This window comes from Streptomyces flavalbus, from assembly GCF_042674625.1.
GTDB classification, from domain to species: domain Bacteria; phylum Actinomycetota; class Actinomycetes; order Streptomycetales; family Streptomycetaceae; genus Streptomyces; species Streptomyces flavalbus.
On record NZ_JBHTEB010000001.1, the window covers coordinates 489,826 to 513,297 of the forward strand.

The following is a 23,472-nucleotide window of genomic DNA, read 5'->3' on the forward strand; positions in this document are numbered from 1 at the left end:
GCAGCACGATGAAAGCGGACCGGGTGAGGGCGGGATTCGGACAGGCGATGGTGACCGCGAAGACCGAGTCGTCGTTCCGGGCCCGTCTCACCGCCGCCGATCCGGGGCTGCTGCGCATGGCCGCCGGGCTGCGGGCCGTCCTCGGCCTCACGCTCACCCTGGCGGCGCTGACCGCGCTGGGTGAGCCCGCCGTCGTCGTCCTGGGCGGCGGCTTCATGGCGGTGGTCACCTCGCTGGCGAGCAGCGACCCGCACCCCCGCAACCAGTTGCGCACCCTGCTCGCCGGGGCACCCGTGGCCCTCGCCGCGCTGACCGCCGGAGGACTGCTGGCGCCCTACGCGCTCGCCTCCCGCCTGGCCTTCCTGCCGCTGATCTTCGCCGCCGTCTACGTCCGCCGCTTCGGGCGCCGCGGCCAGGACCTGGGGATCTACGCCTTCATGGCCTACTTCCTGACCCAGTTCGCCGCCGTCAGCGCCGGTCAGCTACCCCAGCTAGCCGTCGCGCTGGCCGTCTCCTTCACCGCGGCCACCCTCACCCGCCTCGTCCTGGTGCCCGTGACGTCGTACGGCATCCTGACGCGCCTCGGTGCGGCGTTCGAGGTGCGTCTGCGGGACGCCCAGCGGGCGACGGCGGACCTACGGGCCGTCAGCCCGCATGACACACGGCGACGGCGGCGGCGTACGGAGAGGCGCCTCGAACGACGTCTCAAGAGTCTGAGGAGCTCCGAGCGGCTGCTACGGGACTTCCTCGACGAAGCCCCCAGCACGCGCCGCCGGTCCACGCACCCCCGGTCCGTGCCCTCGTCGCGGTGCACGACACGACAGGCGTGGCAGGTGACCGCCGCCGCCGCGCTGGCCATGCTCGGCGGGCACCTGATCTCCCCGCACCTGTGGTACTGGGCCGTGGTCACGGCCTGGGTCGTCTTCGTCAACGCCGAGCACACCGGCGACGTCGTGCGGCAGAGCGGCCGACGGCTGGTCGGCACCGTGGCGGGCGTGCCGTTCGGGTACGGGCTCGCGGCCCTGGCGGCCGGGCACAGCAGGTTCCTGGGTCTGGCCTTCCTCCTGGCCTGCGTCTTCGGGGTGTTCTCCACGCCGTCAAGCCACTACTGGGCGGTGACCTTCTTCCTCACCGGCTCCCTCTGCATGGTGCTGGCGCTCCTGGGCACCCTCTCCCCCCTCCTCCTCTCCCTGCGCGTGCAGGAGACAGCGCTGGGAGCCGGATGCGGGGCCCTCGCCGCGCTCCTCGGCACCTGCGACGTGCGGGCCGGGAGGGCGGTGACCGCCCCGGCGGTAGGTCGTTGCTCTGCTTGAACGCGTGCGAGCACAGGGAAGTGACGAGGTTGTCCATGCCGGTCGAGTCGGTCCGAGAAGTGAACTACGGGGGCTTCGGCTTCGGTTGCCGGATCGTGGAGCAGCCACATCCGCGCACCGAACCGATCGTCGTACTGGGGGGCGCCTACCAGAACATGCACTCCAACCGCCGGTCCGAGGGCCCGTGGGTGGCCGCGTCCACCGTGGTCAGCGTCGAGCTGCCGGGGCTGGGCACCGCCGACGACCTGCCCGAGGAGTACGGCTTCGACTTCATGGGCGACGCCCTGAGCCACCTGCTGGACGATCTCGCCCTGGACCGGGTCAACATCATCGCCGTGTCCTACGGCACGGCGATCGCCTACCGGTACGCGCAGCGCCACGCCGGACGGGTGGCCAGGCTGGCGCTCGTGGGCTCCACCCCGGCCGTCCCGGAGGACGCGCGCGCGGCCATCGCGCACCTCAGTGAGCTGCTGCGGGCCGGGGACACGCAGGAGTTCGCCCACCGGGCGGTGGAGCTCCTGGTGTGCACCGAGCCGACGTGCCTGGCGGCCCACCCGCACACGGCGGCCAAGGTGCTGCACCGCGTGCTGTCGGCCGCCGGACCGGTGGAGATCCCGCGGTACATCGCGGCCAACGACCGGCTGCTGCGGCATCCGTTCGGCGACCCGGACGGCATCCACGGGGTACGGGCCCTGTGCCTCAGCGGCGAACACGACCGACTGTGCCCACCCGAGGGCGCACGGACCGTCGCCGCCAGCATCCCCGGTGCGGTGCTCGCCCTGCTCCGGGGCAGCGGCCACGTGGTACACCTCGAACGCCCACGCGACTTCAGCGACGTACTGGCCCGGTTCATGACCGACGAGCCCCTTGAGAACCACCCCGCACTACACCGACTGGAGCCCGTACCCCCAGCCCGCCTGGTGGCGACAGCAGCGACCTGATGGCCCGGCCACCGGCCACCGCCAAGACGATGGCCTCCGTGAGATAGGGCCCGTCACGCCGTCAGTCCATCGAGCGCAAGTGGTCCAGTTCGCTGCCGATGGCCTCCCTCAGCACATCGTGCTGCGGGCCGAGCGTGAACTGCCCGTCGCTCCACCGGTCACGTGGATACAGCCACACCGGCTTGCCCACCAACTCACCCGGCTCCCATTCGTACCGCGGCCAGACATGGGCATGGAGGAATGGGTCCGTGTTGCCGAGAATCTCCAGGTTGACCCGGCGAAAGGCTGGGTCCAGGCGCCGACAGACGCGTTCAACCGCTTCTCCGAGTTGGTCCATATCGGAGAGAAAGGAGAGCCGCTTGGCCCGCGGCAGGTCAGACAGCCGTTCAACTCCCGGCTTGTCCACAAGGAGAACTGAGTACCCGGGCAGGAACTGAACGTCGCCGATCACCGCGAACCCAGACCCGAGCTGTCGCAGCATGGTCGGATTCTCACCCCGCAGAGCAGCTCCGATCCGGTCCATCCGCCAATTGCCGGTCATGGCACGACCTTAGCCTCGGGTCGCCTGCACAGGTGGCGCTAGGGTTCCGCTCGGAAGGCGTTGCGTGGCGAGGGGGAACGCATGGGTGGCCTGGTGAGGACCCGCATATCGGCTTATGCGATCGTCGCGGAAGGTGATCGGCTGCTGCTGGCCAGGCTGTCGGACGCTTCGCCGGTCTTCATGCCGGGTCTGTGGCACCTGCCCGGCGGGGGCATCGACCCGGGCGAGCAGCCCGCCGAGGCGCTGGCCCGTGAGCTGCTGGAGGAGACGGGCCTTCGACTGACCGACGCCTGCCTGCTCGACGCGCGGACCTACGTGGCCCAGCGAGATGGTGTGCGTTGGAGCTTGACGGCACTGTTCTACGCCGCGGCCGTCAAAGACGGAGTGCCCACGATGATCGAGGTTGACGGTTCCACCGAGGCAGTGGCATGGGTGCCCCTGGCTGACCTGCGGGGTGACAGCGTGCTGTCGCCCGCGGCTGCCGACGCGCTTCGTATGCTGGACCGGGCGAAGGCGGCGCTCACCACCCCTCGTTGAGTACCGAGGTCCCCGGATCGCGTCCAGGGCCGGGTGGGCCCGCGGCCCCGGTGGTCGACACTCCTGGCACGGCTGGCTCGGCTGGCAGGTGGCGCCTACGGATGGGTGTCCGTGATCCTGATGACCTCGTCGAGGCGGTCCAGGGCGGCCTGGAGGTCGTTGACCTTGGCCTGGATGCGGGCGCGTTCGGCGTGCAGCATGGCTCGTTGCTCGGCGTCGGTGTGGCCGGAGTCCCAGCACGGGAGGAGTTCCGCGATCCGTCGGCTGGTCAGACCGGCGGCGTACATCTGCTGGAAGAAGCGGACCAGTTCGACGGCGGACTGCCGGTAGAGGCGCTGGCCGGACGGGCTGCGCTCCGCGGGGAGCAGCCCTTGCTGCTCGTAGTAGCGCACGGCGCGCACCGAGACACCGGCGCCCCGCGCCACCTCCCCGATGCGGATCAGCCGCTCGGTGGTGGGCTCGGTCCCCGGGACGGCCATGGTGACTCCCCTCACTGCGATCCTGTCGACCAGCACTTGCCTCTGACGTCAACGTCAGGTTCTAGCGTAACCGGCATGGAGATCAACGACTCAGTCGCCCTCGTCACCGGAGCCAACCGTGGCCTGGGCCGCGCCTTCGCCCAGCGCCTGCTGGAGCGGGGCGCCCGCAAGGTCTACGCGACCGCCCGCCGACCGGAAACCGTGGACCTGCCCGGGGCCGAGGTGCTGGCGCTCGACATCGCCGACCCCGCGTCCGTGAGAGCGGCGGCCGAGGCCGCCGACGACGTCTCGCTGCTCGTCAACAACGCCGGGATCCAGACCGGGACCGACCTGGTGACCGGTTCGCTGGACGCGGTGCGGCGCGAGCTGGACACCAACGTGCTCGGCCACCTGCACATGGTGCGCGAGTTCGCGCCGGTGCTCGCCCGGAACGGCGGGGGCGCCATCGTGAACGTCCTGTCCGCCATGTCGTGGTTCGGCGGCCAGGGCGCGGGCGCCTACCACCTGTCCAAGGCCGCCGCGTGGGCCATGACCAACAACGTCCGCCTGGAACTGGCGGGGCAGCGCACGCTGGTGACGGCCGTGCACCTGGGCCTGGCCGACACCGACATGGCCGCGGCCTGGCCGGTCGCCAAGCTCGCGCCGTCCGACCTGGCCGACGCCGCGCTCGACGGTGTCGAGGCGGGCGCAGCCGAGGTCCTCGCCGACCAGTGGAGCCGCGACGTCAAGTCCCGGCTGCCGCTGACGCCGGAGGAGTTCAACGCCGCGATGGACCGCGCCCTGGCGGCCCTGACGGCGGCCTGAGCGGCCCCGCGGCCGTCCGTCGCGGTGACCGGTGTCGACCACGCCGCTGCCCGTCATCCCAACGAGGTCCGCCTCCTCGTATCCGCACCGGTGCCTGAAAGGGGTTGGAATACACTCCTGCGCCGGAGGGGGATCAGGGTGAGTGGGACGAAGACGGCGTCCGCGGTGCCCGCTCGGTTACGCCGGGCGTTGCCGCGCGGCGGGCGCGGGTGGTTGTTGCTGGTGGCCGCGCTGGTGCTCGCGGTCGCGGGTGCCGGGCTCGGCACGCGGGCGGCGGACACCTGGCCGTGGCCCAAGGACCGGTACTGCTGGGGTGCGTGGGAGGAGGGCGGCGGGCCCGGCTTCCTCGGCGGCGATGACGACTGGTCACGGGCCGTCGAGGAGACGGCGCCCACCCGCGAGCGGCCGACCGGGCGGTGCCAGATCGACCTCGCCCATGGCGGTCGCGGCGGCTACGACGGCGACCAGGTCTCCTACGACCAGCGGGTGGCCGTCGAGTACCGACCGGTCCCCAAGGCCGCGGAGGACCGGCTCGCGATGGTCCAGGGCGGTTTCCTAGGCGGCGACTCGGTCCCGCTCCCGGACGGCCTGCCGGGCACGGTGAGCGAGCGCGGTGGCCTGCTGGTGCTGCCCAAGTCCTGCGACGCCGCGGACGGCCGTCCGACCGTCGTGACCCTGCGCGCGTCCGGCACGTACGCCAGCGGCGTCTCGTACGTCCGGAACGATCCGCCCTCCCTGGGCGGTGCCCGGCAGGCGGCGGTGCTGCTCGTCGCGGCGGCCAACCAGGGGATGGCGGCGGCCGGTTGCGCCCCGGACGAGCCGCTGGAGGTCAGCTCGCCGGTGTACGGCCTGCCGGGCGAACCGGAGCGCGTCCACAGCACCTCGGAGGAGGTCTGCGGCATCCGCGGCCTGCACCCCGAGACGGAGGAGGTCGAGTACCAGATCGGCGCGGTCACCCGCGACCTTCACACGTGCGGCGTCCGCGGCACAGAGGACGGCGCGCCGTACCTGGAGCTGGCGATGGTCGCGCATCCCCGGCTGGCCGCGGTGTTCGACGGCATCACGGGAACCCGCCCCGCTGGCCGCGGCTGGCGCGGAACGGGCACCTTCGGTGAGGAGCACGCGATCGTGCGGGCCGAGTGCGCCGGTCGGCCCGCCACCTTCCTGATGGGCGTCTCCGTCAACCCCGGCCACCTCGCCGCCTTCGCCAACGCCACCGCCGCCCGTCTGGGCTGCGCGGCCATAGCGCCCGCCGCCCCCCACGCCTCCGAGGGAGCCGCCCGGTGAGCAGCACCGCGGACGATCCGCAGCGCGACGAGCTGCCCAAACGCTGGTGGCACTGGCGCCGACTGCTGCGCGGCCGGGTCCGGCCGGTGCTCGCCGCGGGGCTCGCCGGGGTGCTGCTCGGCGTCGGCGGCACGGCGTGGCGGACGCAGACCGGGCCGTTCGCGTCGGACGAGATGTGCTGGGGCGCGCTGTCCCGCGACGACCTCGCTCCCCTCTTCCGCGAGCCGGAGGGCGTCAGGGCGGTCGAGGCGCCCGTACTGCACGGTGACCCCCTGAGCGGCCCCGTCGGAAACTGCCTGCTGACGAACAGCGACGGCGACGGCTGGGCGCTCACCGCCCGGGTGCACCGGCTGGACTCCGAGGGCGGCTACGACGGCACGTGGGCCGACCAGTTCCTCGCCGCCCGTCTCACCCCGCTCGGCGGTGGCCTTCTGGGCATGGCCGCGGACAACCGCGCCTGGCTCGCGCTCCCGGACGACTGCCTGGGCCGCCCCGACGACTTCGACGGACCGACCGTCGTGGACATCGCCCAGGGCAGGTGGATCAGCGACGAGGCGCCGCGCGCCGAACAGCGGGACGCCATGGCCCGCATGGTCGTGAAACTCGTCAACGAGGTCAGCGCGGACCTGGGCTGCGCCGGAACCATCGCCGATCCCGTCGAGCGCCTCCCGGAGGCCGCCCAGCACACCACCACGGAGGAACCGGACGCGCTCTGCGGCATCCCGGGGCTGAGCCTGGGTGGGAAGCGCACGCCGTACGGGTCCGCCCTGATCACCAGCGGGCGCGGCCCGGTGCGCACCTGCGACCGGGACATCGCCGGTTCACGGCCCAGGCAGCGCCTGATGACCGTGGAGGACCCCCGACTGGCCGCGGTCTTCATGAGGACGGCCCTGCACACGGGCGACCGGGTGCGCTCCCCCGTCGGCCTCGGCGGGATCGGCCCCAACCTCGGTGTCTTCCGCACCCAGTGCCCGGCGGGGCCGACGGTGTTCCTCGTCCAGGCCCACGACGCCGAGACGAGCGCGGACCTGCGCACCCTCTTCCCCCGCTACGTCGAGGCCGAAGCCGCCCGCCTCGGCTGCGGCCCGCTCAAGCTGACCCTGCCCCGGCCGGGCGGCGGCCGCTGACCTCCGCGCGGTCGCCCCGGGCCGCGACGGGCGGCTCACTCGCCCGCGTGCGCCTTCTCCAGGGCGGCGATGTCGAGCTTGCCCATCGAGAGCATCGCCTGGGTGGCGCGGGCGGCCTTCTGCGGGTCGGGGTCACCGACGAGGGCGGGCAGCCGCTCCGGGATGATCTGCCAGGACACCCCGAACCGGTCCTTGAGCCAGCCGCACGGGCCGGGCTCGCCGCCGCCCTCGGTCAGCCGGGACCAGTAGTGGTCGACCTCCTCCTGGTCGTCGCAGAAGACCTGGAAGGAGATCGCCTCGTTGAAGGTGAACTGCGGTCCGCCGTTGAGCGCGACGAACCGGTGGCCGTTGGCGGTGAACTCCACGGTCATCACGCCCCCGGCCGGGCCCGGCGCGCCCTCGGGGTAGTGGGCGACCCGCTCGACGCTGGAGTTCTTGAAGACGGAGACGTAGAACTCGGCGGCCTCCTCGGCCTGTCCGTCGAACCAGAGGCAGGTGGTGAATCCGTCGCGGCTCATGGGTGGTCCCTCCTGGGATGCGGCGCTGTCGAACACGGTCATCTGTAGGACCGGCGCCGCACCCCGAACTCATCGGTCTGCCACCGGCGAATCTGCCACGGGCCTAGAAATCCCCGGCGGCCCCCGCTCCCGGCCCACAGTGGGGATCGACCGCGGTTCACGACGGCGACAACCCAAGCGACCGCGACCGCTACGGCAACCACGACTAGGAGCTACTTCCGATGTCTCCACTCACCACGGGCCCGCTGCGAGGGCTGCTGCCCCGAGCCGCGGAGGGCGACACCCCTCCCACCCCCTACGACGACCAGCTCGCCGCCCAACTCCTCGGCCAGCGGATCGTGCTGCTGGGCACCCAGGTCGACGAGGTCTCCGCCAACCGGGTGTGCAGCCAGTTGCTGATCCTGTCGGCGGAGGACCCGCGCACCGACATCAGCCTGTTCATCAACAGCCCGGGCGGCTCCGTCCACGCGGGCCTGGCGATCTACGACATCATGCGGCTGATCCCCAACGACGTGGCCACGCTCGCCATGGGGTTCGCGGCCAGCATGGGGCAGTTCCTGCTCAGCGTCGGCACCGCGGGGAAGCGGTTCGCGCTGCCGCACGCGCGCATCATGATGCACCAGCCGTCCGCGGGCATCGGCGGCACCACCGCGGACATCGAGATCCAGGCGGACCACCTGGACTTCACCAAGCGCACCATGGAACGGCTCACCGCCGAGCACACCGGGCAGACCCCGGAGACCATCGCCCGCGACGGCGACCGCGACCGCTGGTTCACCGCCGAGGAGGCCAAGCAGTACGGCATGGTCGACCACGTCGTCGAGTCGCTCGCCGACGTGCGCCCGGCCGCCGCCCGACGACGGATAGGACTGTGACCATGGGGACGTACACGATTCCGAACGTCGTCGAGCGCACCCCGCAGGGCGAGCGGTCCTACGACGTCTTCAGCCGTCTGCTGTCGGAGCGGATCATCTTCCTCGGCACCGAGATCGACGACGGCGTCGCCAACGTCGTTATCGCGCAACTGCTCCACCTGGAGTCGTCGGCGCCGGAGCAGGAGATCGCGATCTACCTCAACTCGCCGGGTGGCTCGTTCACCTCGCTGATGGCGATCTACGACACGATGACGTTCGTCCAGGCCCCGATCTCGACGTTCTGCGTCGGCCAGGCGGCCTCCACGGCGGCCGTGCTGCTGGCGGGCGGGGACCCGGGACGCCGGTTCGTGCTGGAGCACGCGCGGGTGCTGCTCGGCCAGCCCGCGTCCGGCGGGCAGCGGGGCATGATCTCCGACCTGGCGCTCCAGGCCAAGGAGATGGTGCGCATCCGCGCCCAGGTGGAGGAGGTGCTCGCCCGCCACACCCACCACGACATCGCCACGCTGCGCGCCGACATGGACCGCGACAAGGTCTTCACCGCGCCCGAGGCGGTGGCGTACGGGCTGGCGGACGAGGTGCTGAGCCGACGCCTCGTGTCCGTCTGAGACGGCCGGAACGAGACGTCGGCTCCCGGGTCAGGCCGCCAGGCAGAGACCGCCGTACGGCGAGCCGCCCGGACCGCGGCCCCGGCCGACCTGGGTGGCGCTGGTGACGCGGGTCAGTTCCCCGTGCGCCAGGGTCAGCAGGTCGCCGAGGGTCAGGCCGAGGGCGTGGGCGGCGGCCGCGAGGACCTCCGAGGAGGCTTCCTTGAGGCCCCGCTCCACCTCCGACAGGTACGGCATGGAGATCCGGGCCGTGTCGGCGACGTCCTTGAGCGTGCGCTCCTGGGCCAGCCGCTCGCGGCGCAGTACGTCACCGACCAGGTCCCGCCAGAGCGGTTCGCGTTCGGCGTCCGGTCGGCGTACCTGGTCCGGTCCCACCGGCTCGGGGCGGGCGGACTCCGGGCGTAGGGGCTCTGGTCGCGCGGGCTGCGGACGCCCGGATCTGGGGCGTAGCGGACGCGGGCGCAGGGGAATGACGCGGGCTTCGTTCGGCGTGGGGCCGCTCACCTGGTTGCTCACCCTCTCAGCCTAGGAGTCCTGGGCGGCACGGGAAGGGTACGGCGTTCCGCCCTCGGTGGAATCCGGGGCCGGGGCGCTGGACGCCGCGCCGCCCGGTGCGGGGAATTTCCGCCAACCGCGCGCACCGACCGCATGTGCCCCGCGACCCCGGGTATCCGGAGGGAGCGAACCCGCGGGTGGGCTCGGCGCGGTGTTCGTGGGCCGCGGTGCATAGGTCGGCCGGACCCGGGTACCTGGGGTCCGGACCAGCGCCGCTGGTCCCGTACGCAGTCGAGCCCGCAGAAGGGGCAGACGTCGAACCATGACTTTCCTGGGAGAGCCAATGGACACCGCCGTGATCCGGTCGGAGGCGAAGTTCGAGCAGAACGGTGCCGAGGGCAGGGTGGGGGAGGCAGCGGTGCCGGAGGTCGTGGACCCGAGGTCGATCGCGCCGCGCGACGCCCGGGAGCTGTCCCGCCAGTTCTTCCGTCGGCTGGCGGAGCTGGAGGAGGGCACGCACGAGTACCAGTACGCCCGCAACACGCTGATCGAGATGAACGTGTCGCTGGTGCGGTTCGCCGCCGGACGGTTCCGGGGCCGCGGCGACGACATGGAGGACATCGTCCAGACCGGCATGATCGGCCTGATCAAGGCCATCGACCGGTTCGAACTGGCACGCGAGGTCGAGTTCACCTCCTTCGCGCTGCCGTACATCGTCGGCGAGATCAAACGATTCTTCCGTGACACCACCTGGGCGGTGCACGTGCCGCGCCGCCTCCAGGAGCTGCGGGTGGAGCTGGCCAAGGCGCGCGAGGAGCTGGCCAGCAGACTGGACCGGGAGCCGACGGTGGCCGAACTGGCCACGCTGATGAACATCTCCGAGGACGAGGTCGTCGAGGCGCAGATCGCCGCCAACGGCTACAACTCCTCGTCCCTGGACGCCGCCCTCACCGGCGACGGCCCCGAGTCCGGCGAGGCGGTCCTCGCGGACTTCATCGGGGTGGAGGAGCACGGGCTGCGGCTGGTGGAGGACTTCCAGTCCCTCGCCCCGCTGATGGCCGAACTCGACGAACGGGACCGGCGGATCCTGCACATGAGGTTCGTGGAGGAGGCCACCCAGGCCGAGATCGGTGAGCAGCTCGGCTGCTCCCAGATGCACGTCTCCCGGCTGCTGAAGCGGATCATCGTCCGGCTGCGCGAGGGGATGCTCGGCGAACTGGGCTGCGCCTGACCGAGGTCCACGGTCCTACGGGACCTGGTCGCCGTCGAGCCGCAGCACCGCGCGCACGCGCTTGCCGACCGGCACGCGCTCGACGGCGACCTCCTCGGCCACCGCGTGCACGATCTCCAGGCCGTGCCGTCCGATGCGCTCGGGGTCGCGCGGGTAGCGCAGCGGCACCGCGTCGCTGCTGTCGTACACCGACACCGCCACCGCGCTGTCGGTGCCCTCCAGCTCCAGGATGTACGGGCCGTTGCTGTGCCGGTCGGCGTTGGTGACCAGCTCGCTCACCACGAGCAGCGCGGAGCCCTCGCAGCGCTCACCTATCTCGGCGCACCACTCCGTTCTGAGCTGTTCGAGGAAGAGCGCGGCGAACGCGCGTGCCTCGGCGATGCTGCCGGTCTCACCGGTGAAGTGCGCCGCGCGCCACAGTGGTTCCACCGGCACGTCGAACCCAGTCGGTACCACTGCCCCGTCCCGGTGGTCGATCATGCGTGTTCTCTCTTCGGAGCTTGCGAAGCGTTCAGGGTGGTGTTCGGAGATTCCGGACTCGCCGGACGATGTTGCACCAGTCCGCATACCCCGAGTCGCGCCACCCAGTCCAGGCCCGGGTGACGCGGTCGTCACACTCCCGGGTCGGCGGTCGTCGGCGTCTCCGGGGTGTCGGGGGTGTCGGGCGCTTCGGGCGTGGACCCCGAGGTGGTGGGCGTCTCGGTGTCCGGCGACGGCTCCTCCGGCGTGTTCTCCGGCGGCACCGGTTCCTCGGAGGTCTCCGGGGTCCCCGGCCCGGTCGGGGTGGTCGGCGGGGCCGTCGGCGGCGCGGTGGGGGTGGTGGGGGTGGTCGACGGGGTGGCCGCGTCCTTCGGCGGCTGGGTCGGCCGGTCCTTGGCGCCGGTGTCTCCCTTGTGGCGCTTGAACCAGTCGCCGCTGTCGGGGTCGTACAGCGTGAAGGCCTCGACGGGCTTGGCCGCGGGCTCCACCACGACCACGTTCGAGGACCGGTACGACGGCCAGGAGTCGCCGGTCGTCTTCGGGGTGGTCTTCTGCGGGACCGGATCGGTGAGCGGGTTGCCGCAGGCGCAGCGCACCCGGGGCAGGCCGCGGTCGTTGACGAGGACCGCGGTGCCGGTCTGGAGGACGGCCTGGTAGCTGGTGGCCTTGCCGTCCTGGTAGCCGTGGTTGGTGACGCGGGTGTCCATGCGCAGTTGTACGGGGGTGAGGGAGCGCAGGTAGTCGGGGACCTCGGTGGGCTTCACCCCGGCGACCCCGGCGAAGGCCCGGTTCCGCGCCTCGTCCTTCTGGAGGAACTTGATCTGTTTCTCCACGTCGCAACTGGTGGTGTCCCGGGTGCCGCCGTACAGGCCGGGGGCGTCGCCGTCGACGCCCCGCACGGTGTTGGCCGGGGCGGACTCGGTGGTGGCGGACGGGGTGACGGGCGGCGCGGAGCTGTCCGTGGCGCTGGAGTCGGTGAACGGGTCGGGGCCCGACTTGCCCGCCGCCTGGAGGAAGACCTCGCCCTCGCCGCCGGTGGCGCTGCCCGAGCCGCCGCCGGAGCCGCCGCCCGGACGGGTGAGGACGACGGCGATGATCACGGCGGCCACCACCGCGGCGGTGATGGCGGCGACCCGGGGCACGGAGCGCCACCACGGGCGTCCCGGCCCGGGTTCGGGCGGCTGCGGGGTGCTGGAGCCGCCGCCCGGTGGCGGGGTGGGGGGTCCGGAGGGCGGCTGCGCGGAGGAGCCGCCGGACAGCGGACCGGAGGGCGGGCCTGTGGGGCGGCCGGACGACGGCGGTTCGACGCTCACTCAGCTACTTCTTCCCGACGGGGGGCCCAGGGCCCCGGACCAACCCCCACCCCCTCCAGTCCATTGTCTGCCCCGGTGCCGTGCCGCCCGCAAGCCGACGCGGACGGACCTCCCGGCGGGCGGAGTGGGCGGAGCCTGCCTAGCGTGGCAACCGTGATCGCGCGAACCCCTTCCGACCAGGCCGTGGCCCGGCACGGCTGGGCCGAGGCCCTCCTCACCACGCTGGCGGGACTGCTCGCCATGGGGGTGGTCGCCGCGCTCGGGCTGTGGGCGGCGGGCGCGACGGACCTGCCGGACGGGGCGTTCCCCCGGGTGGTCGCGGCGACGGTGGTCACCGCCGTCGGCGGCAGCGTGGAGCTGTCCGGGGACGCCGGGGGGATCGCGGGCACCGACGCGGGGCTGACCGTGCTGCCGCTGTCCGTGGCCCTGACCGGCGCGCTGGTGATCGCCGCCGGTTTCGTCCGGCCGCTGCGGCACCGGGCGGTCGCGGGCACCGGGGAGCTGGCCGGGTGGGCGGGCCGGATCGCGGTGCTGTGGCTGCTGGGGGTGCTGGCGCTGGCACTGGCCGCGCGGCAGACCTTCCAGATCGACCTCGGTGAGGAGTCCCTCGGTGACCTCGGTGACCTGTTCGGGATCCGGCCCGAGGTCGGGTTCACCACCGATGTGCCGGTGACGCTGCTGTTCGGGCTGCTGTGGCTGGCGGGGGTGCTGGCGCTGGCGCTGCTGGTCTCCCGTACCCCGCTGCCGCCGCGGCTGCTGCGGTTCGAGGAGTGGGTGCGCCCGGCCGCGTACGCCATGGTGGCGCTGCTGCTCGCCTACGTGGTGCTGGGTGTCGTCATCGGGCTGGTGGTCGCGGCGACGCGCGGCCATGCGGCCGAGACGTTCGCGGTGATCCTGCTGGGGCTGCCGAACCTGGTGTGGCTGGCGCTGACGATCGGGCTCGGCGCGACCTGGAACGGGCGGGTGGAGGGGCCGTTCGGGCTGCCGATGCCCCATCTGCTCGACCAGGTGCTGCGGGTGCCGGACATCGCGGAACTCAACCTGGGCACGCTCTCCGACCACGACGGCCGGGTGTGGTGGCTGCTGGTCGCGGACGCGGTGCTGCTGCTGGCGGCGGCGTTCCTGATGGCGGCGCGCTCACCGGCCCGGATCCGGCCCTGGCAGCACGCGCTCCAGATGGCGGTCGCGCTGGCGCTGACGGTGCTGATGGTCTGCCTGGTCTGCCGCATCTCCGCGCACTACGGCCTGTCCGTCCTCGGCATCGGCGACCTGGGCGGCGGGCTCGCCGGTGACCTGTTCCTGCGGCCCCGCCTGTGGTCGGCGCTGGGGCTCGCCCTGGTGTGGGGCCTGGTGACCGGCTTCCTCGGCGCCCTCCTGGCCAGGGCGCTGGGCCGCCGCCGGGGCGAGGTGCCCGGGCGTCCCTGACGTCCGGGGTCAGTACGCGCGCCGCCGGAACACCGGCTCCGCCCAGCGCGGGGGTACGGGGCCGGAGTCGAGCTGGGTCGGGGGGTGGCTGGCGGGACGCGGGGCGGAGCGGGCGGCGTCGCGCAGCGCGGTGACGAAGGCGAGGCAGGAGTCGTACCGGTCGTCGGGGGTCTTGGCCAGGGCGCGGGCGAGGACGGCGTCGACGGCGGCGGGCAGGTCGGGGCGGGCGGCGGTCAGCGGGGGCGGGTCGTCGTACTGGTGGGCCCAGAGCAAGGCCATGTCGTCGTCGCGGCGGAAGGGCGGGTGGCCGGTGAGGAGTTCGTGGACGACGCAGGCGAGGGCGTAGACGTCGCAGCGGCCGTCGACGGGGCGGCCGGAGATCTGCTCGGGGGCGACGTAGTCGAGGGTGCCGACGAACTGGCCGACGGTGGTGAGGCCGGTCAGCGACAGGGACTTCTTGGTCAGGCCGAAGTCGGTGAGGTAGACGTGCTCGGGGTGGTCGCTGTCGGTGCCGCGGGCCACCAGGACGTTGCCCGGTTTGACGTCGCGGTGCACGAGGCCGTGTTCGTGGGCGGCGTCGAGCGCGGAGGCGATCTGGGCGGCGATACGCAGGGCGGTGCCGGGCGGCAGCGGGCCGTCGCGGTCGAGGAGGTGGCGCAGGTCGCTGCCGGGCACGTAGCGCATGGCGATGTAGAGCAGGCCCTCCGTCTCGCCCGCCTCGAAGACCGGCACGATGTGCGGGTGGTCCAGCGCGGCGGCGACCCGCGACTCGCGGGTGAAGCGCAGCCGGAAGGTGGTGTTGCGGGCGAGTTCCGGGGCGAGCAGCTTCAGCGCGACGGTGCGGTCCAGACGCAGGTCGCGGGCGCGGTAGACGACGGCCATGCCGCCGTGGCCGATCTCCTCCTCGATCCGGTAACCGGCGACCTGACGGCCCACGAGATCCGTCGGCCGCCCGGCGACGGGGCCCGGCTCGGCCGTCGCCATCACCGCTCACCGTCGGGGCCCACGATGCGGGTGGGGGCGTAGCCGGGGTCGTCGGGGGCGTGCGGGGGCTGGGCGGTGGTGGGTGCGGGGTCCACGGTCGTGGGCGGCGGCTCCGCAGTGGTGAGCGAGGGCTCGACGGCGGGTGCGGGCTCCACCGTGGTCGGCGGCGGCTCCGTGGAAACGGGTGCGGGCTCCACCCTGGTCGGTTGCGGCTGCGCGGAGGCGGGTGCGGGCTGTGCGGAGGCGGGCGGGGGGTGGGCGGAGGCGGGCGGGGGGTGGGCGGGCGTGGGTGTAGGCCGTGCGGTCGTGTGCGGGGAGTCGTCCGTGGCGTACGTGTTCAGGCGGGTGCCGTCGGTGTAGAGCCAGCGGCTCTCGTCGCCGTCGTAGAGCCACAGGGACTCCCCGTCGGCCACCACGCCGAGGCGCAGGCCGCTGGTGCGGTGCTGGAAGGACTCGCCGTCCAGGCGGCCCGCCGCGAGGTCCTCCACCGCGGCCCGGTACCCGGCCAGGGCCTGTTCGGCGCGGGCGAGCAGGGGCCGCGGGTCGGCGCTCGCGGCGAGCGGACCGCCGGTCGTGGGCGGATCGTCGGGTACGGCGACCAGACAGCGGCCGTCGACCCACGCGGACCAGCCGTTGGCGCACTCGATCCGCCCCCAGTCACCGCGCCGCTCGGCCAGGACGACCGGCAGCAGGGGGTCCAGGGAGACGGTGGGCCGGGCCGGGTCGGGGGCCTCCCAGGCGGGCAGACCGTCCCGGGGGACGACGTGCGTGGGCCGGAATCCGGGGGTGCTCATCGGCATCGGCTACTTCCGCATGACGTGGGGTTCCTGGCGGCGCAGCAGCCGGGCCACCACGAGGCCGAAGGCCACCGACAGCGCGACGAGCATCCCGACGTTGAGCAGCCACACGTCCGTGGCGTGCCGGAACACCGGGTCGTCGGTGATGTCGGTCGGCACGATCCGGGCGATGTCGATCGTGCCCGCCATCGCGCCGAGCGCCCACCGCGAGGGCACCAGCCAGGCCAGTTGCTGGAGCCCCGGCACGCCGTCCAGGGGCAGCAGCGCGCCGCAGAACACCACCTGCACGATGGCGAGCAGCACCAGCAGCGGCATCGTCACCTCCTCCTTGCGCACCAGCGCGGAGATGAGCAGCCCGAGCATCATGGCCGTGAAGGCGAGCAGGGCGACCGCGACGGTGATCTCGACAAGGGGCGGCATCACCACGCCCTCGCCGCCGGGCGCGTTGAGGTCGACGCCGAGCAGCGCGACCAGGGTGAGCACGACCGCCTGGAGCACGGTGACCGTGCCGAGCACGACCACCTTGGACATCAGGTACGCCGATCTGGACAGGCCGACGGCGCGTTCGCGCTGGTAGATCACCCGTTCCTTGACGATCTCGCGCACCGCGTTGGCCGCGCCGGTGAGCACGCCGCCGACGCAGAGGATGAGCAGCGCGTTCATCGCCGTACGCCGGGTCAGTTCGCCGCCCGCGAGGGCGCGGGCCATGGCGCCCATCACGAAGGGCAGGGCGACCATGATGGCGAGGAAGGTACGGTCGGCGCTGAGCGCGGCGGTGTACCGGCGCACCAGGGTGCGCAGTTGGCCGGTCCAGCCGCGCGGCCGGGGCGGCGGGCCGACGAGGACGGGGCCCTCGCGGGGGACCTGGGGCTGCGCGGAGGCGGTGACGTACTTGCGGTGCTGCGGCGAGTCGCGGTACTGCCCGGCCCAGTCCCGGTCCTGGTCGTGCTCGAACGCCTCGAACGCCTCCGGCCACTGGGTGAAGCCGAAGAAGGTCAGGGCGTCGTCGGGCGGGCCGTAGTAGGCGACCTTGCCGCCGGGCGCGAGGACGAGGAGCCGGTCGCAGACGTCGAGGCTGAGGACGCTGTGGGTGACGACGATGACGGTGCGGCCGTCGTCGGCGAGGCCGCGCAGCATGTGCATCACGGAGCGGTCCATGCCGGGGTCGAGTCCGGACGTCGGCTCGTCCAGGAAGAGCAGGGACGGCTTCGTCAGCAGTTCCAGGGCGACGCTGACGCGTTTGCGCTGGCCGCCGGAGAGGCTGTGCACGGGCTGCCGGGCGCGCTGTTCGAGGCCGAGTTCGCGGATCACCTCGTCCACGCGGTCCCGGCGCTCGGCCTTGGCGGTGTCCTGCGGGAAGCGCAGTTCGGCGGCGTAGGACAGGGCGGCGTGGACGGTGAGCTGGGCGTGCAGGATGTCGTCCTGGGGGACGAGGCCGATGCGCTGCCGCAGCTCGGCGTAGTCGTGGTAGAGGTCGCGGCCGTCGTACAGGACGGTGCCGTGGTCGGCGGGGCGCTGTCCGGTGAGGGCGTTGAGCAGGGTGGACTTGCCCGCGCCGCTCGGTCCGACCACGGCGAGCAGGCACTTCTCCCCCACCGGGAACGACACGTGGTCGAGGAGGACCTTGTCGCCGCGTTCGACGGCGACGGTGAGGTCCTGCACGTCGAGGGAGACCTCGCCGGTGTCGACGTACTCCTGGAGCTGGTCGCCGACGAGGCAGAAGTCGGAGTGGCCGACGCCGACGATGTCGCCCTGCCGGACGACGGCGTGCTCCTCGACCCGCAGGCCGTTGAGGTAGGTGCCGTTGTGGCTGCCGAGGTCGACGATCTCGTAGGTGCCGTCGGGGTGGGTGTGCAGTTCGGCGTGGTGGCGGGAGACGATCAGGTCGTCCACGACCAGGTCGTTGTCCGGGCCGCGGCCGATGCGGATGGTGCGGGTGGGCAGCGGGCGGACGCTGGTGGGTCTGCGGAAGGTGTGGGTGAGGGCGGGCTCGTGGACCGCGGAGGGGCGTTCCGCCGAGGGCGCGGCGGGTCCGAGCAGGACGGCGCGCGGGCCGTCGGTGGCGTTGCCGAAGCGGATCACGCTGCCCGGGCCGACGCCCGAGGCGTCGACGCGGTGGCCGTCTGCGTAGGTGCCGTTCGTACTGTGCTCGTCGGCCAGCGTCCAGTGGTCGCCCTCGGGCCGGAGCACCGCGTGGTGCCAGGAGACCCGGGCGTCGTCGAGGACGATGTCGCTGAGGGGGTCACGACCGACGTGGTAGTCGCGGGTGGGGGTGATCACCGTCGCGCCCGTATCGGTCTCCAGGACGAGTTCGGGTGCCGTCGTACCGGCGGGCTTCGCCATGCCTGGAATTCTACCGATTTGTCCTCTTGGCTGCCCGGTCACCCGATTGCCCCACCAGCACCGGGCTCAGCCGACCGGCATTCCGGGGCCAGACTCAGCCGACCGGCATTCCGGGGGCCGGGCTCAGCCGACCGGCATCACCAGCGCCGGGATGGTGCGCTGCATCCGCAGCGCGTCCACCGACTCCGCGAGGAGTTCGTACTCGGTGGTGTCGTCGCTGGTGGCGATCCGTACCAGCCGTCCGGCCGCCAACTCGTCGGCGACCAGCTCCTGCTGGGCCACGTCGGCGCTCCAGGCGCGCAGCAGTGCGGGGACGTCGGCGACGCTGGCGGCGACCGGGACCAGGGCGCCCGGCGGGAACAGCTCCCGCTCCGGGTGCGGATCGAGCCGCTCCGCGATCCAGATGGCGCGGTCGCGCAGCCACCACAGGGCGAGCGCCAGGGTGGGCGCCCGGTAGGTGCCTAACGGTACGCCGATGCGGCGCCCGTCACAGATGCCGTAAGCGGTGACGTGGCACAGGAATTCGTCGTGCACGTTCGCCTCCCCCGATGCGTCAGTCGCTGCGGGTGGTTCCCTCTTCCCTACGGCTCCTGTGCGTGAGCTGTCCCTGACGTTGAGTATCTTCACTCTTGAACCAGTGTCACCACGCCATTCCGGCCACTCTCCTGGCATATACCGGGGGCCGGTTGGCCGGAAAGGGACGGAGCGCCGCCGACGCCACCGGAAGCGGTGGTCGGCGACGCTCCGTCGGGGTGGTCGCGTGGTGGTTCAGCGGCCGATGACCGCGTCGATCCGAGCCAGTTCCTCCGCGTCGAAGTCCAGGTTGCGGATGGCGGCGACGCTGTCCTCAAGCTGCCGCGGGCTGCTCGCGCCGACCAGGGCGGAGGTCACCCGGCCGCCGCGCAGCACCCAGGCCAGCGCCATCTGGGCCAGCGACTGGCCGCGGGACTTGGCGATGTCGTCCAGGGCGCGGAGCTGGCCCACCAGGTCCTCGGTCAGCGCGTCCCGGTTGAGGAAGGGGCTGTCGCTGGCCGCCCGGGAGTCCTCCGGGATGCCGTCGAGGTAGCGGCCGGTGAGCAGGCCCTGCTCCAGCGGGGAGTAGGCGATGGAGCCGGTCTGGAGTTCGTCGAGCGCGTCCAGCAGGCCCTCGTCCTCCGGGCGGCGGTCCAGCATCGAGTAGCGCGGCTGGTGGATGAGGAGCGGGGTGCCCAGCTCGCCCAGGATGCGGGCGGCCTCCCGGGTCTGCTCCGCGGAGTAGTTGGAGACGCCCACGTAGAGCGCCTTGCCCTGCTGCACGGCGGAGTGCAGGGCGCCCATCGTCTCCTCCAGCGGAGTCTCCGGGTCGGGGCGGTGCGAGTAGAAGACGTCGACGTAGTCCAGGCCCATCCGCTTCAGGCTCTGGTCGAGGGAGGAGAGCAGGTACTTGCGCGAGCCCCACTCGCCGTACGGGCCCGGCCACATCAGGTAGCCCGCCTTGGTCGAGATGATCATCTCGTCCCGGTACGGCGCGAAGTCGGCCGCCAGCGCCTCGCCGAAGGCGGACTCGGCGGCGCCGGGCGGCGGGCCGTAGTTGTTGGCGAGGTCGAAGTGGGTGACGCCGAGGTCGAAGGCGCGGCGCAGGATGGCCCGCTGGGTCTCCACCGGACGGTCGGGCCCGAAGTTGTGCCACAGCCCGAGCGACAGCGCGGGCAGCTTCAGTCCGCTGCGTCCGGTGCGCCGGTAGGGCATGTCCGTGTAGCGGTCGGGGTGTGCGGTGTACAACGCGGCTCCCATGGTTCCGTCAGGTCCGTCCCAGTGTCGGGAGTCCTACTCTCGCCCGGCGCCGGGCAGCAGTCCAACAGGAGAATCCGATGGAATTCAGCGGATACGCTTCTCAATCATGGAACTGCGCCACCTCCAGCACTTCGTCGCGGTCGCCGAGGACCAGCACTTCACCCGGGCCGCCGAACGCCTGATGGTCTCCCAGTCGGGCCTGTCGGCCTCCATCCGGTCGCTGGAGCGCGAGCTGCGGACGCCGCTGTTCACCCGGACCACCCGCCGGGTGACGCTGACCGAGGCGGGGCGGGCGCTGCTGGCGGAGGCGGAGCGGATCCTGGCGCAGGTGCGGGCGGCGCACGAGGCGGTGGCCGCGGTGCAGGGGGTGCTGCGGGGCACGCTCTCCCTGGGCACCGAGCAGTGCATCGCGGGCGTCGACGCACCCCGGCTGCTGGCGGCGTTCCGGCGCCGCCACCCCGACGTGGAGATCCGGCTGCGGCAGGCGGGCTCCGCGGCGCTGGCGGAGGAGGTCGCGGCCGGACGCCTGGACCTGGCGTTCGCGGTACCCGGTCCCGGCGACCCCGACCAACTGTGCTCCGTACCGCTGACCAGTGAGCCGATGACCGTGCTGTGCCACCCCAGTCACCGACTGGCCCGCGCGGGCGCCGCCGTCACCCCCGAGGACCTCGGGGGCGAGGTGTTCGTCGACTTCCACCCCGACTGGGGGCCGCGCCGCATCACCGACGCCGCGTTCGACGCGGCGGGCGTGCGCCGGACCGTCGCCCTGGAGGTGAACGACGTGCACAGCCTGCTCGACCTGGTCGACGAGAACCTCGGGGTCGCCGTCGTGCCCCGGCACTTCCGGCGCAAGCGGGCCTCGCTGACCGCGCTGCCGGTGAAGGGCACCGACGAGACCGTGTACCAGACGGCGGCGCTGCTGCCGCCGCCGCGGGACACCAGTCCGGCGGCGCGGGCGCTGATGGCGCTGCTGGCGGCGGAGTCCGAGGACGCGTGACGGGCGGGGATGCGCGATGGTGGAGCCATGCATGTCAAGGACATCCTCATCGAGGCGTACTCCCGCATCCAGGAAGAAGTCCACGCGGTCGTCGAGGGCCTGGAGCCCGACGCCCTCAACACCCGCCCCTCCCCCGACAGCAACTCCGTCACCTGGCTGGTCTGGCACCTCACCCGGGTCCAGGACGACCACGTCGCCGACGCCTTCGGGCTCGACCAGGTCTGGCTCGCCCAGGACTGGCAGAAGCGCTTCAACCTCGACCTGCCCCGCGAGGACACCGGCTACGGCCACAGCGCCGCCCGGGTCGCCAAGGTCCGCGTCGACTCCGGCGACCTGCTCACCGGCTACTACGACGCCGTGCACGAGCAGACCCTCGGCGCGCTGCGCGGGCTGACCGCCAAGGACCTGGAGCGGGTCGTCGACGAGAACTGGGACCCGCCGGTCACACTGGGCGTACGGCTGGTGAGCGTCCTGTCCGACGACCTCCAGCACGTCGGACAGGCCGCCTACCTGCGCGGACTGCTTCAGGACGCGGACGCGTAACCCGGCAGGACGACGTCCTCGATCAGCGCGTTGCGCTCGTCGAACGGGATGAAGGCGCTCTTGAGGGCGTTCACGGTGACCGTGCGCAGGTCGTCGAGGGTCCAGCCCGCCTCCTCCACCAGCAGCGTCATCTCGCGGGTCATGGTGGTGCCGGACACCAGCCGGTTGTCGGTGTTGAGGGTGACCCGGAAGCCGAGGTCCTTCAGCGCGGTGATCGGGTGCTCGGCGATGGAGGTGGCGGCGCCGGTCTGGAGGTTGGAGGTGGGGCACATCTCCAGCGCGATCCGGCGGTCCCGGACCCAGCCCGCGAGACGGCCGAGCTTGCCGGTGGCGAGGTCGGGGATGTCGTCGGTGATGCGCACGCCGTGCCCGATGCGCTGGGCGCCGCACACCTGGAGCGCCTGGTGGATGCTGGGCAGGCCGTGCGCCTCGCCCGCGTGGATGGTGAACGGCACGTTCTCGCGGCGCAGGTACTCGAAGGCGGCGAGGTGGTCGGCGGGCGGGAAGCCGTCCTCGGCGCCCGCGATGTCGAAGCCGACGACCCCGGCGTCCCGGAAGGCCACCGCGAGGTCGGCGGCCTCCCTGACCCGGTCGAACATCCGCATCCCGCACAGCAGGGTGCCCACGCGCACCGGCGTCCCGGCCGCAGCGGCCTTCGCCATGCCCGCGGCCAGCCCCTCCTGGACGGTCTCGACGACCTCGGGCAGGGTCAGCCCGCCCTTCAGCATCAGCTCGGGCGCGTAGCGGACCTCGCCGTAGACGACACCGTCGGCGGCCAGGTCGAGGACGTACTCCTCGGCGGTGCGCAGCAGGCCCTCGCGGGTCTGCATCACGGCGAGGGTGTGCTCGAAGGTGGCGATGTAGCGGACCAGGTCGCCGGAGTTGGCGGCGTCGTAGTACCAGGCGGCCAGCTCGTCCGGGTCGGTGGTGGGCAGGGCGTGCCCGACCTCGGCCGCGAGCTCCACGACGGTCGCGGGGCGCAGGCCGCCGTCGAGGTGGTCGTGCAGGACGGCCTTGGGGAGGCGGCGGAGGGTGGCGGCGGTGAGGGCGTCGGCGACGGGGGCGTCTACGACGGAGGTGTCTACGCGCGTAGCTTTCATGGTGTGCGGTTCTCCGGCTTTCGGGTGGTTCGGGGTTGTTTCAGGCGGTGGCGGGCTGGAGCAGGTCCCAGCGGTTGCCGTACAGGTCCTGGAAGACGGCGACGGTGCCGTACGGCTCGTGCCGCGGCGCTTCTAGGAAGGTCACGCCCGCGGCGAGCATCCGGGCGTGGTCGCGGGCGAAGTCGTCGGTGTGCAGGAAGAAGCCGACCCGGCCGCCGGTCTGGTCGCCGACGCGGGCGCGCTGGGCGTCGCCCTTGGCGCGGGCCAGCAGCAGGGCGGTGCCCGCGTCCGGCGGCCCCGCCTCCACCACGACCCAGCGGGAGCCGTCGGGGCGCGGGGCGTCCTCGGCGAGACGGAAGCCGAGGGCGTCGGTGTAGAAGCGGATCGCCTCGTCGTAGTCGTCGACGACGAGGGCGACCAGGGCGATGCGTCTCATCGGCGCCTTCCTGGGCGGGTGGTTGACGGGAGAGGTTATACGTAAAACGCACGGTGTGCCAGTCGTTCGCCGCACGCCGGGTTGCGGCCGGTGGGGGTTCGTCAGCCGAGTGGACACCCACAGCGCCCGCCCGTCCCAGACGAACCAGAGCGCGACCACGCACGGCACCCCGGCGCCGTCCGCCGTGGCCACCCAGATGTGCCGCTCCCCTTCCAGCCGGTCCAGTACCCGTCGCTTGCGCTCCGCGGGGGTGCGCGGCGACCTCCGCGACGGCGGCCGGGCGCGTGTCGCCTTCCCCAGTACCCGGGACGTCCTCCTCGTCGACGGGGAGGCGGACACCTTCACCGCGGCGGAGGCGCCGGAGGCGGTGGCGGGGGCGCTGCGTGCGAAGTACGGCTGGGACCCGCGCGGGGACGGCGCGTCGTACGCCTTCTTCCGGGTGCGTCCGCGCACGGTGCAGGCGTACCGGGGGGAGCGGGAGATGCGGGGGCGGTTCCTGATGCGGGAGGGGGCGTGGACGGTGTGACC

26 protein-coding genes are annotated in these 23,472 nt (G+C 72.8%); 13 read left to right on the forward strand and 13 right to left on the reverse strand.

All coding sequences use genetic code 11. The annotated features are described in order from the left end of the window. Nucleotides 1–47 precede the first annotated feature (47 nt). Nucleotides 48–1,313, forward strand: coding sequence for an FUSC family protein (locus tag ACFQZ6_RS02160; protein WP_381604627.1), 1,266 nt, complete (start codon nt 48–50; stop codon nt 1,311–1,313). 35 nt (nt 1,314–1,348) lie between these two features. Then, nucleotides 1,349–2,254 (forward strand): alpha/beta fold hydrolase, encoded by a 906-nt coding sequence (locus tag ACFQZ6_RS02165; RefSeq protein ID WP_381604628.1) that lies wholly within the window; start codon nt 1,349–1,351, stop codon nt 2,252–2,254. A gap of 61 nt (nt 2,255–2,315) precedes the next feature. Here the strand turns inward: ACFQZ6_RS02165 and ACFQZ6_RS02170 are convergent, their stop codons facing one another. Then, nucleotides 2,316–2,795 carry an HIT family protein gene (locus ACFQZ6_RS02170; RefSeq protein WP_381604629.1) on the reverse strand — a complete coding sequence of 160 codons (480 nt, stop codon included), beginning with the start codon at nt 2,793–2,795 and terminating at the stop codon, nt 2,316–2,318. 81 nt (nt 2,796–2,876) lie between these two features. Here ACFQZ6_RS02170 and ACFQZ6_RS02175 point away from each other — a divergent pair, with 81 nt between their 5' ends. Then, nucleotides 2,877–3,332, forward strand: coding sequence for an NUDIX hydrolase (locus tag ACFQZ6_RS02175; protein ID WP_381604630.1), 456 nt, complete (start codon nt 2,877–2,879; stop codon nt 3,330–3,332). A 95-nt stretch (nt 3,333–3,427) separates the two neighbouring features. Here the strand turns inward: ACFQZ6_RS02175 and ACFQZ6_RS02180 are convergent, their stop codons facing one another. Continuing rightward, on the reverse strand, nt 3,428–3,811 hold the full coding sequence (locus ACFQZ6_RS02180) for a MerR family transcriptional regulator (RefSeq protein ID WP_381604631.1): 384 nt from the start codon (nt 3,809–3,811) through the stop codon (nt 3,428–3,430). A 75-nt stretch (nt 3,812–3,886) separates the two neighbouring features. Between ACFQZ6_RS02180 and ACFQZ6_RS02185 the strand changes: the two genes are divergently transcribed. From ACFQZ6_RS02185 to ACFQZ6_RS02195, 3 genes are all read left to right on the forward strand, one after another. After that, entirely contained in the window at nt 3,887–4,615 is a 729-nt protein-coding gene (locus tag ACFQZ6_RS02185) for an SDR family oxidoreductase (protein ID WP_381604632.1), read from the forward strand. A 138-nt stretch (nt 4,616–4,753) separates the two neighbouring features. Next, nucleotides 4,754–5,902 carry a hypothetical protein gene (locus ACFQZ6_RS02190; protein WP_381604633.1) on the forward strand — a complete coding sequence of 383 codons (1,149 nt, stop codon included), beginning with the start codon at nt 4,754–4,756 and terminating at the stop codon, nt 5,900–5,902. Continuing rightward, nucleotides 5,899–7,029, forward strand: a complete 1,131-nt coding sequence (locus ACFQZ6_RS02195) for a hypothetical protein (protein WP_381604634.1) — start codon at nt 5,899–5,901, stop codon at nt 7,027–7,029. Before ACFQZ6_RS02190 ends, ACFQZ6_RS02195 begins: the two co-directional genes overlap by 4 nt. Nucleotides 7,030–7,064: 35 nt before the next feature. On the opposite strand, the gene ACFQZ6_RS02200 is transcribed toward ACFQZ6_RS02195, so the two are convergent. Further along, complete coding sequence (locus ACFQZ6_RS02200; protein WP_381604635.1) at nt 7,065–7,547, reverse strand: VOC family protein; 483 nt, start codon at nt 7,545–7,547, stop codon at nt 7,065–7,067. A gap of 221 nt (nt 7,548–7,768) precedes the next feature. Here ACFQZ6_RS02200 and ACFQZ6_RS02205 point away from each other — a divergent pair, with 221 nt between their 5' ends. Next, entirely contained in the window at nt 7,769–8,422 is a 654-nt protein-coding gene (locus ACFQZ6_RS02205) for an ATP-dependent Clp protease proteolytic subunit (protein ID WP_381604636.1), read from the forward strand. 2 nt (nt 8,423–8,424) lie between these two features. Then, entirely contained in the window at nt 8,425–9,027 is a 603-nt protein-coding gene (locus tag ACFQZ6_RS02210; RefSeq protein WP_381604637.1) for a ClpP family protease, read from the forward strand. A 30-nt stretch (nt 9,028–9,057) separates the two neighbouring features. Here the strand turns inward: ACFQZ6_RS02210 and ACFQZ6_RS02215 are convergent, their stop codons facing one another. Further along, entirely contained in the window at nt 9,058–9,531 is a 474-nt protein-coding gene (locus tag ACFQZ6_RS02215; RefSeq protein ID WP_381617998.1) for a helix-turn-helix domain-containing protein, read from the reverse strand. Between the two features lie 334 nt (nt 9,532–9,865). Here ACFQZ6_RS02215 and ACFQZ6_RS02220 point away from each other — a divergent pair, with 334 nt between their 5' ends. Next, complete coding sequence (locus ACFQZ6_RS02220; RefSeq protein WP_381604638.1) at nt 9,866–10,753, forward strand: RNA polymerase sigma factor SigF; 888 nt, start codon at nt 9,866–9,868, stop codon at nt 10,751–10,753. Nucleotides 10,754–10,768: 15 nt separating this feature from the next. Here the strand turns inward: ACFQZ6_RS02220 and ACFQZ6_RS02225 are convergent, their stop codons facing one another. Together ACFQZ6_RS02225 and ACFQZ6_RS02230 are read right to left on the reverse strand one after the other, a co-directional pair. Further along, nucleotides 10,769–11,233, reverse strand: coding sequence for an ATP-binding protein (locus ACFQZ6_RS02225; RefSeq protein ID WP_381604639.1), 465 nt, complete (start codon nt 11,231–11,233; stop codon nt 10,769–10,771). Nucleotides 11,234–11,364: 131 nt separating this feature from the next. Beyond that, the gene (locus ACFQZ6_RS02230) at nt 11,365–12,546 is read right to left on the reverse strand and encodes a DUF6777 domain-containing protein (RefSeq protein ID WP_381604640.1); all 1,182 of its coding nucleotides are present in this window, start codon (nt 12,544–12,546) and stop codon (nt 11,365–11,367) included. 153 nt (nt 12,547–12,699) lie between these two features. Between ACFQZ6_RS02230 and ACFQZ6_RS02235 the strand changes: the two genes are divergently transcribed. Then, on the forward strand, nt 12,700–13,971 hold the full coding sequence (locus tag ACFQZ6_RS02235; protein ID WP_381604641.1) for a streptophobe family protein: 1,272 nt from the start codon (nt 12,700–12,702) through the stop codon (nt 13,969–13,971). Between the two features lie 9 nt (nt 13,972–13,980). Here ACFQZ6_RS02235 and ACFQZ6_RS02240 read toward each other — a convergent pair whose 3' ends face one another. The 5 genes from ACFQZ6_RS02240 to mgrA form a co-directional block, all read right to left on the reverse strand. Beyond that, entirely contained in the window at nt 13,981–14,955 is a 975-nt protein-coding gene (locus ACFQZ6_RS02240; RefSeq protein ID WP_381604642.1) for a serine/threonine-protein kinase, read from the reverse strand. Beyond that, nucleotides 14,955–15,749, reverse strand: coding sequence for a hypothetical protein (locus ACFQZ6_RS02245; RefSeq protein WP_381604643.1), 795 nt, complete (start codon nt 15,747–15,749; stop codon nt 14,955–14,957). The genes ACFQZ6_RS02240 and ACFQZ6_RS02245 overlap by 1 nt, the downstream gene beginning before the upstream one ends. Nucleotides 15,750–15,758: 9 nt before the next feature. Further along, complete coding sequence (locus ACFQZ6_RS02250; protein ID WP_381604644.1) at nt 15,759–18,095, reverse strand: ABC transporter ATP-binding protein/permease; 2,337 nt, start codon at nt 18,093–18,095, stop codon at nt 15,759–15,761. A 123-nt stretch (nt 18,096–18,218) separates the two neighbouring features. After that, the gene (locus ACFQZ6_RS02255) at nt 18,219–18,629 is read right to left on the reverse strand and encodes a hypothetical protein (protein WP_381604645.1); all 411 of its coding nucleotides are present in this window, start codon (nt 18,627–18,629) and stop codon (nt 18,219–18,221) included. 234 nt (nt 18,630–18,863) lie between these two features. Continuing rightward, nucleotides 18,864–19,856, reverse strand: a complete 993-nt coding sequence (mgrA, locus tag ACFQZ6_RS02260; protein ID WP_381618001.1) for an L-glyceraldehyde 3-phosphate reductase — start codon at nt 19,854–19,856, stop codon at nt 18,864–18,866. A gap of 118 nt (nt 19,857–19,974) precedes the next feature. Between mgrA and ACFQZ6_RS02265 the strand changes: the two genes are divergently transcribed. Both ACFQZ6_RS02265 and ACFQZ6_RS02270 read left to right on the forward strand, forming a co-directional pair. Next, a complete protein-coding gene (locus ACFQZ6_RS02265; protein ID WP_381604646.1) occupies nt 19,975–20,865 on the forward strand; it encodes a LysR substrate-binding domain-containing protein in 891 nt (296 codons plus the stop codon). Between the two features lie 27 nt (nt 20,866–20,892). Beyond that, nucleotides 20,893–21,408 (forward strand): mycothiol transferase, encoded by a 516-nt coding sequence (locus ACFQZ6_RS02270; RefSeq protein ID WP_381604647.1) that lies wholly within the window; start codon nt 20,893–20,895, stop codon nt 21,406–21,408. Here ACFQZ6_RS02270 and ACFQZ6_RS02275 read toward each other — a convergent pair. Both ACFQZ6_RS02275 and ACFQZ6_RS02280 read right to left on the reverse strand, forming a co-directional pair. Next, nucleotides 21,390–22,508, reverse strand: coding sequence for an adenosine deaminase (locus ACFQZ6_RS02275; RefSeq protein ID WP_381604648.1), 1,119 nt, complete (start codon nt 22,506–22,508; stop codon nt 21,390–21,392). The genes ACFQZ6_RS02270 and ACFQZ6_RS02275 overlap by 19 nt on opposite strands. Nucleotides 22,509–22,548: 40 nt before the next feature. Continuing rightward, nucleotides 22,549–22,944: a VOC family protein gene (locus ACFQZ6_RS02280; RefSeq protein ID WP_381604649.1), complete on the reverse strand. Its 396-nt coding sequence runs from the start codon at nt 22,942–22,944 to the stop codon at nt 22,549–22,551. 250 nt (nt 22,945–23,194) lie between these two features. On the opposite strand from ACFQZ6_RS02280, the gene ACFQZ6_RS02285 reads away from it, so the two are divergent. Next, nucleotides 23,195–23,470 carry a hypothetical protein gene (locus ACFQZ6_RS02285; RefSeq protein WP_381604650.1) on the forward strand — a complete coding sequence of 92 codons (276 nt, stop codon included), beginning with the start codon at nt 23,195–23,197 and terminating at the stop codon, nt 23,468–23,470. Nucleotides 23,471–23,472: the final 2 nt, after the last annotated feature.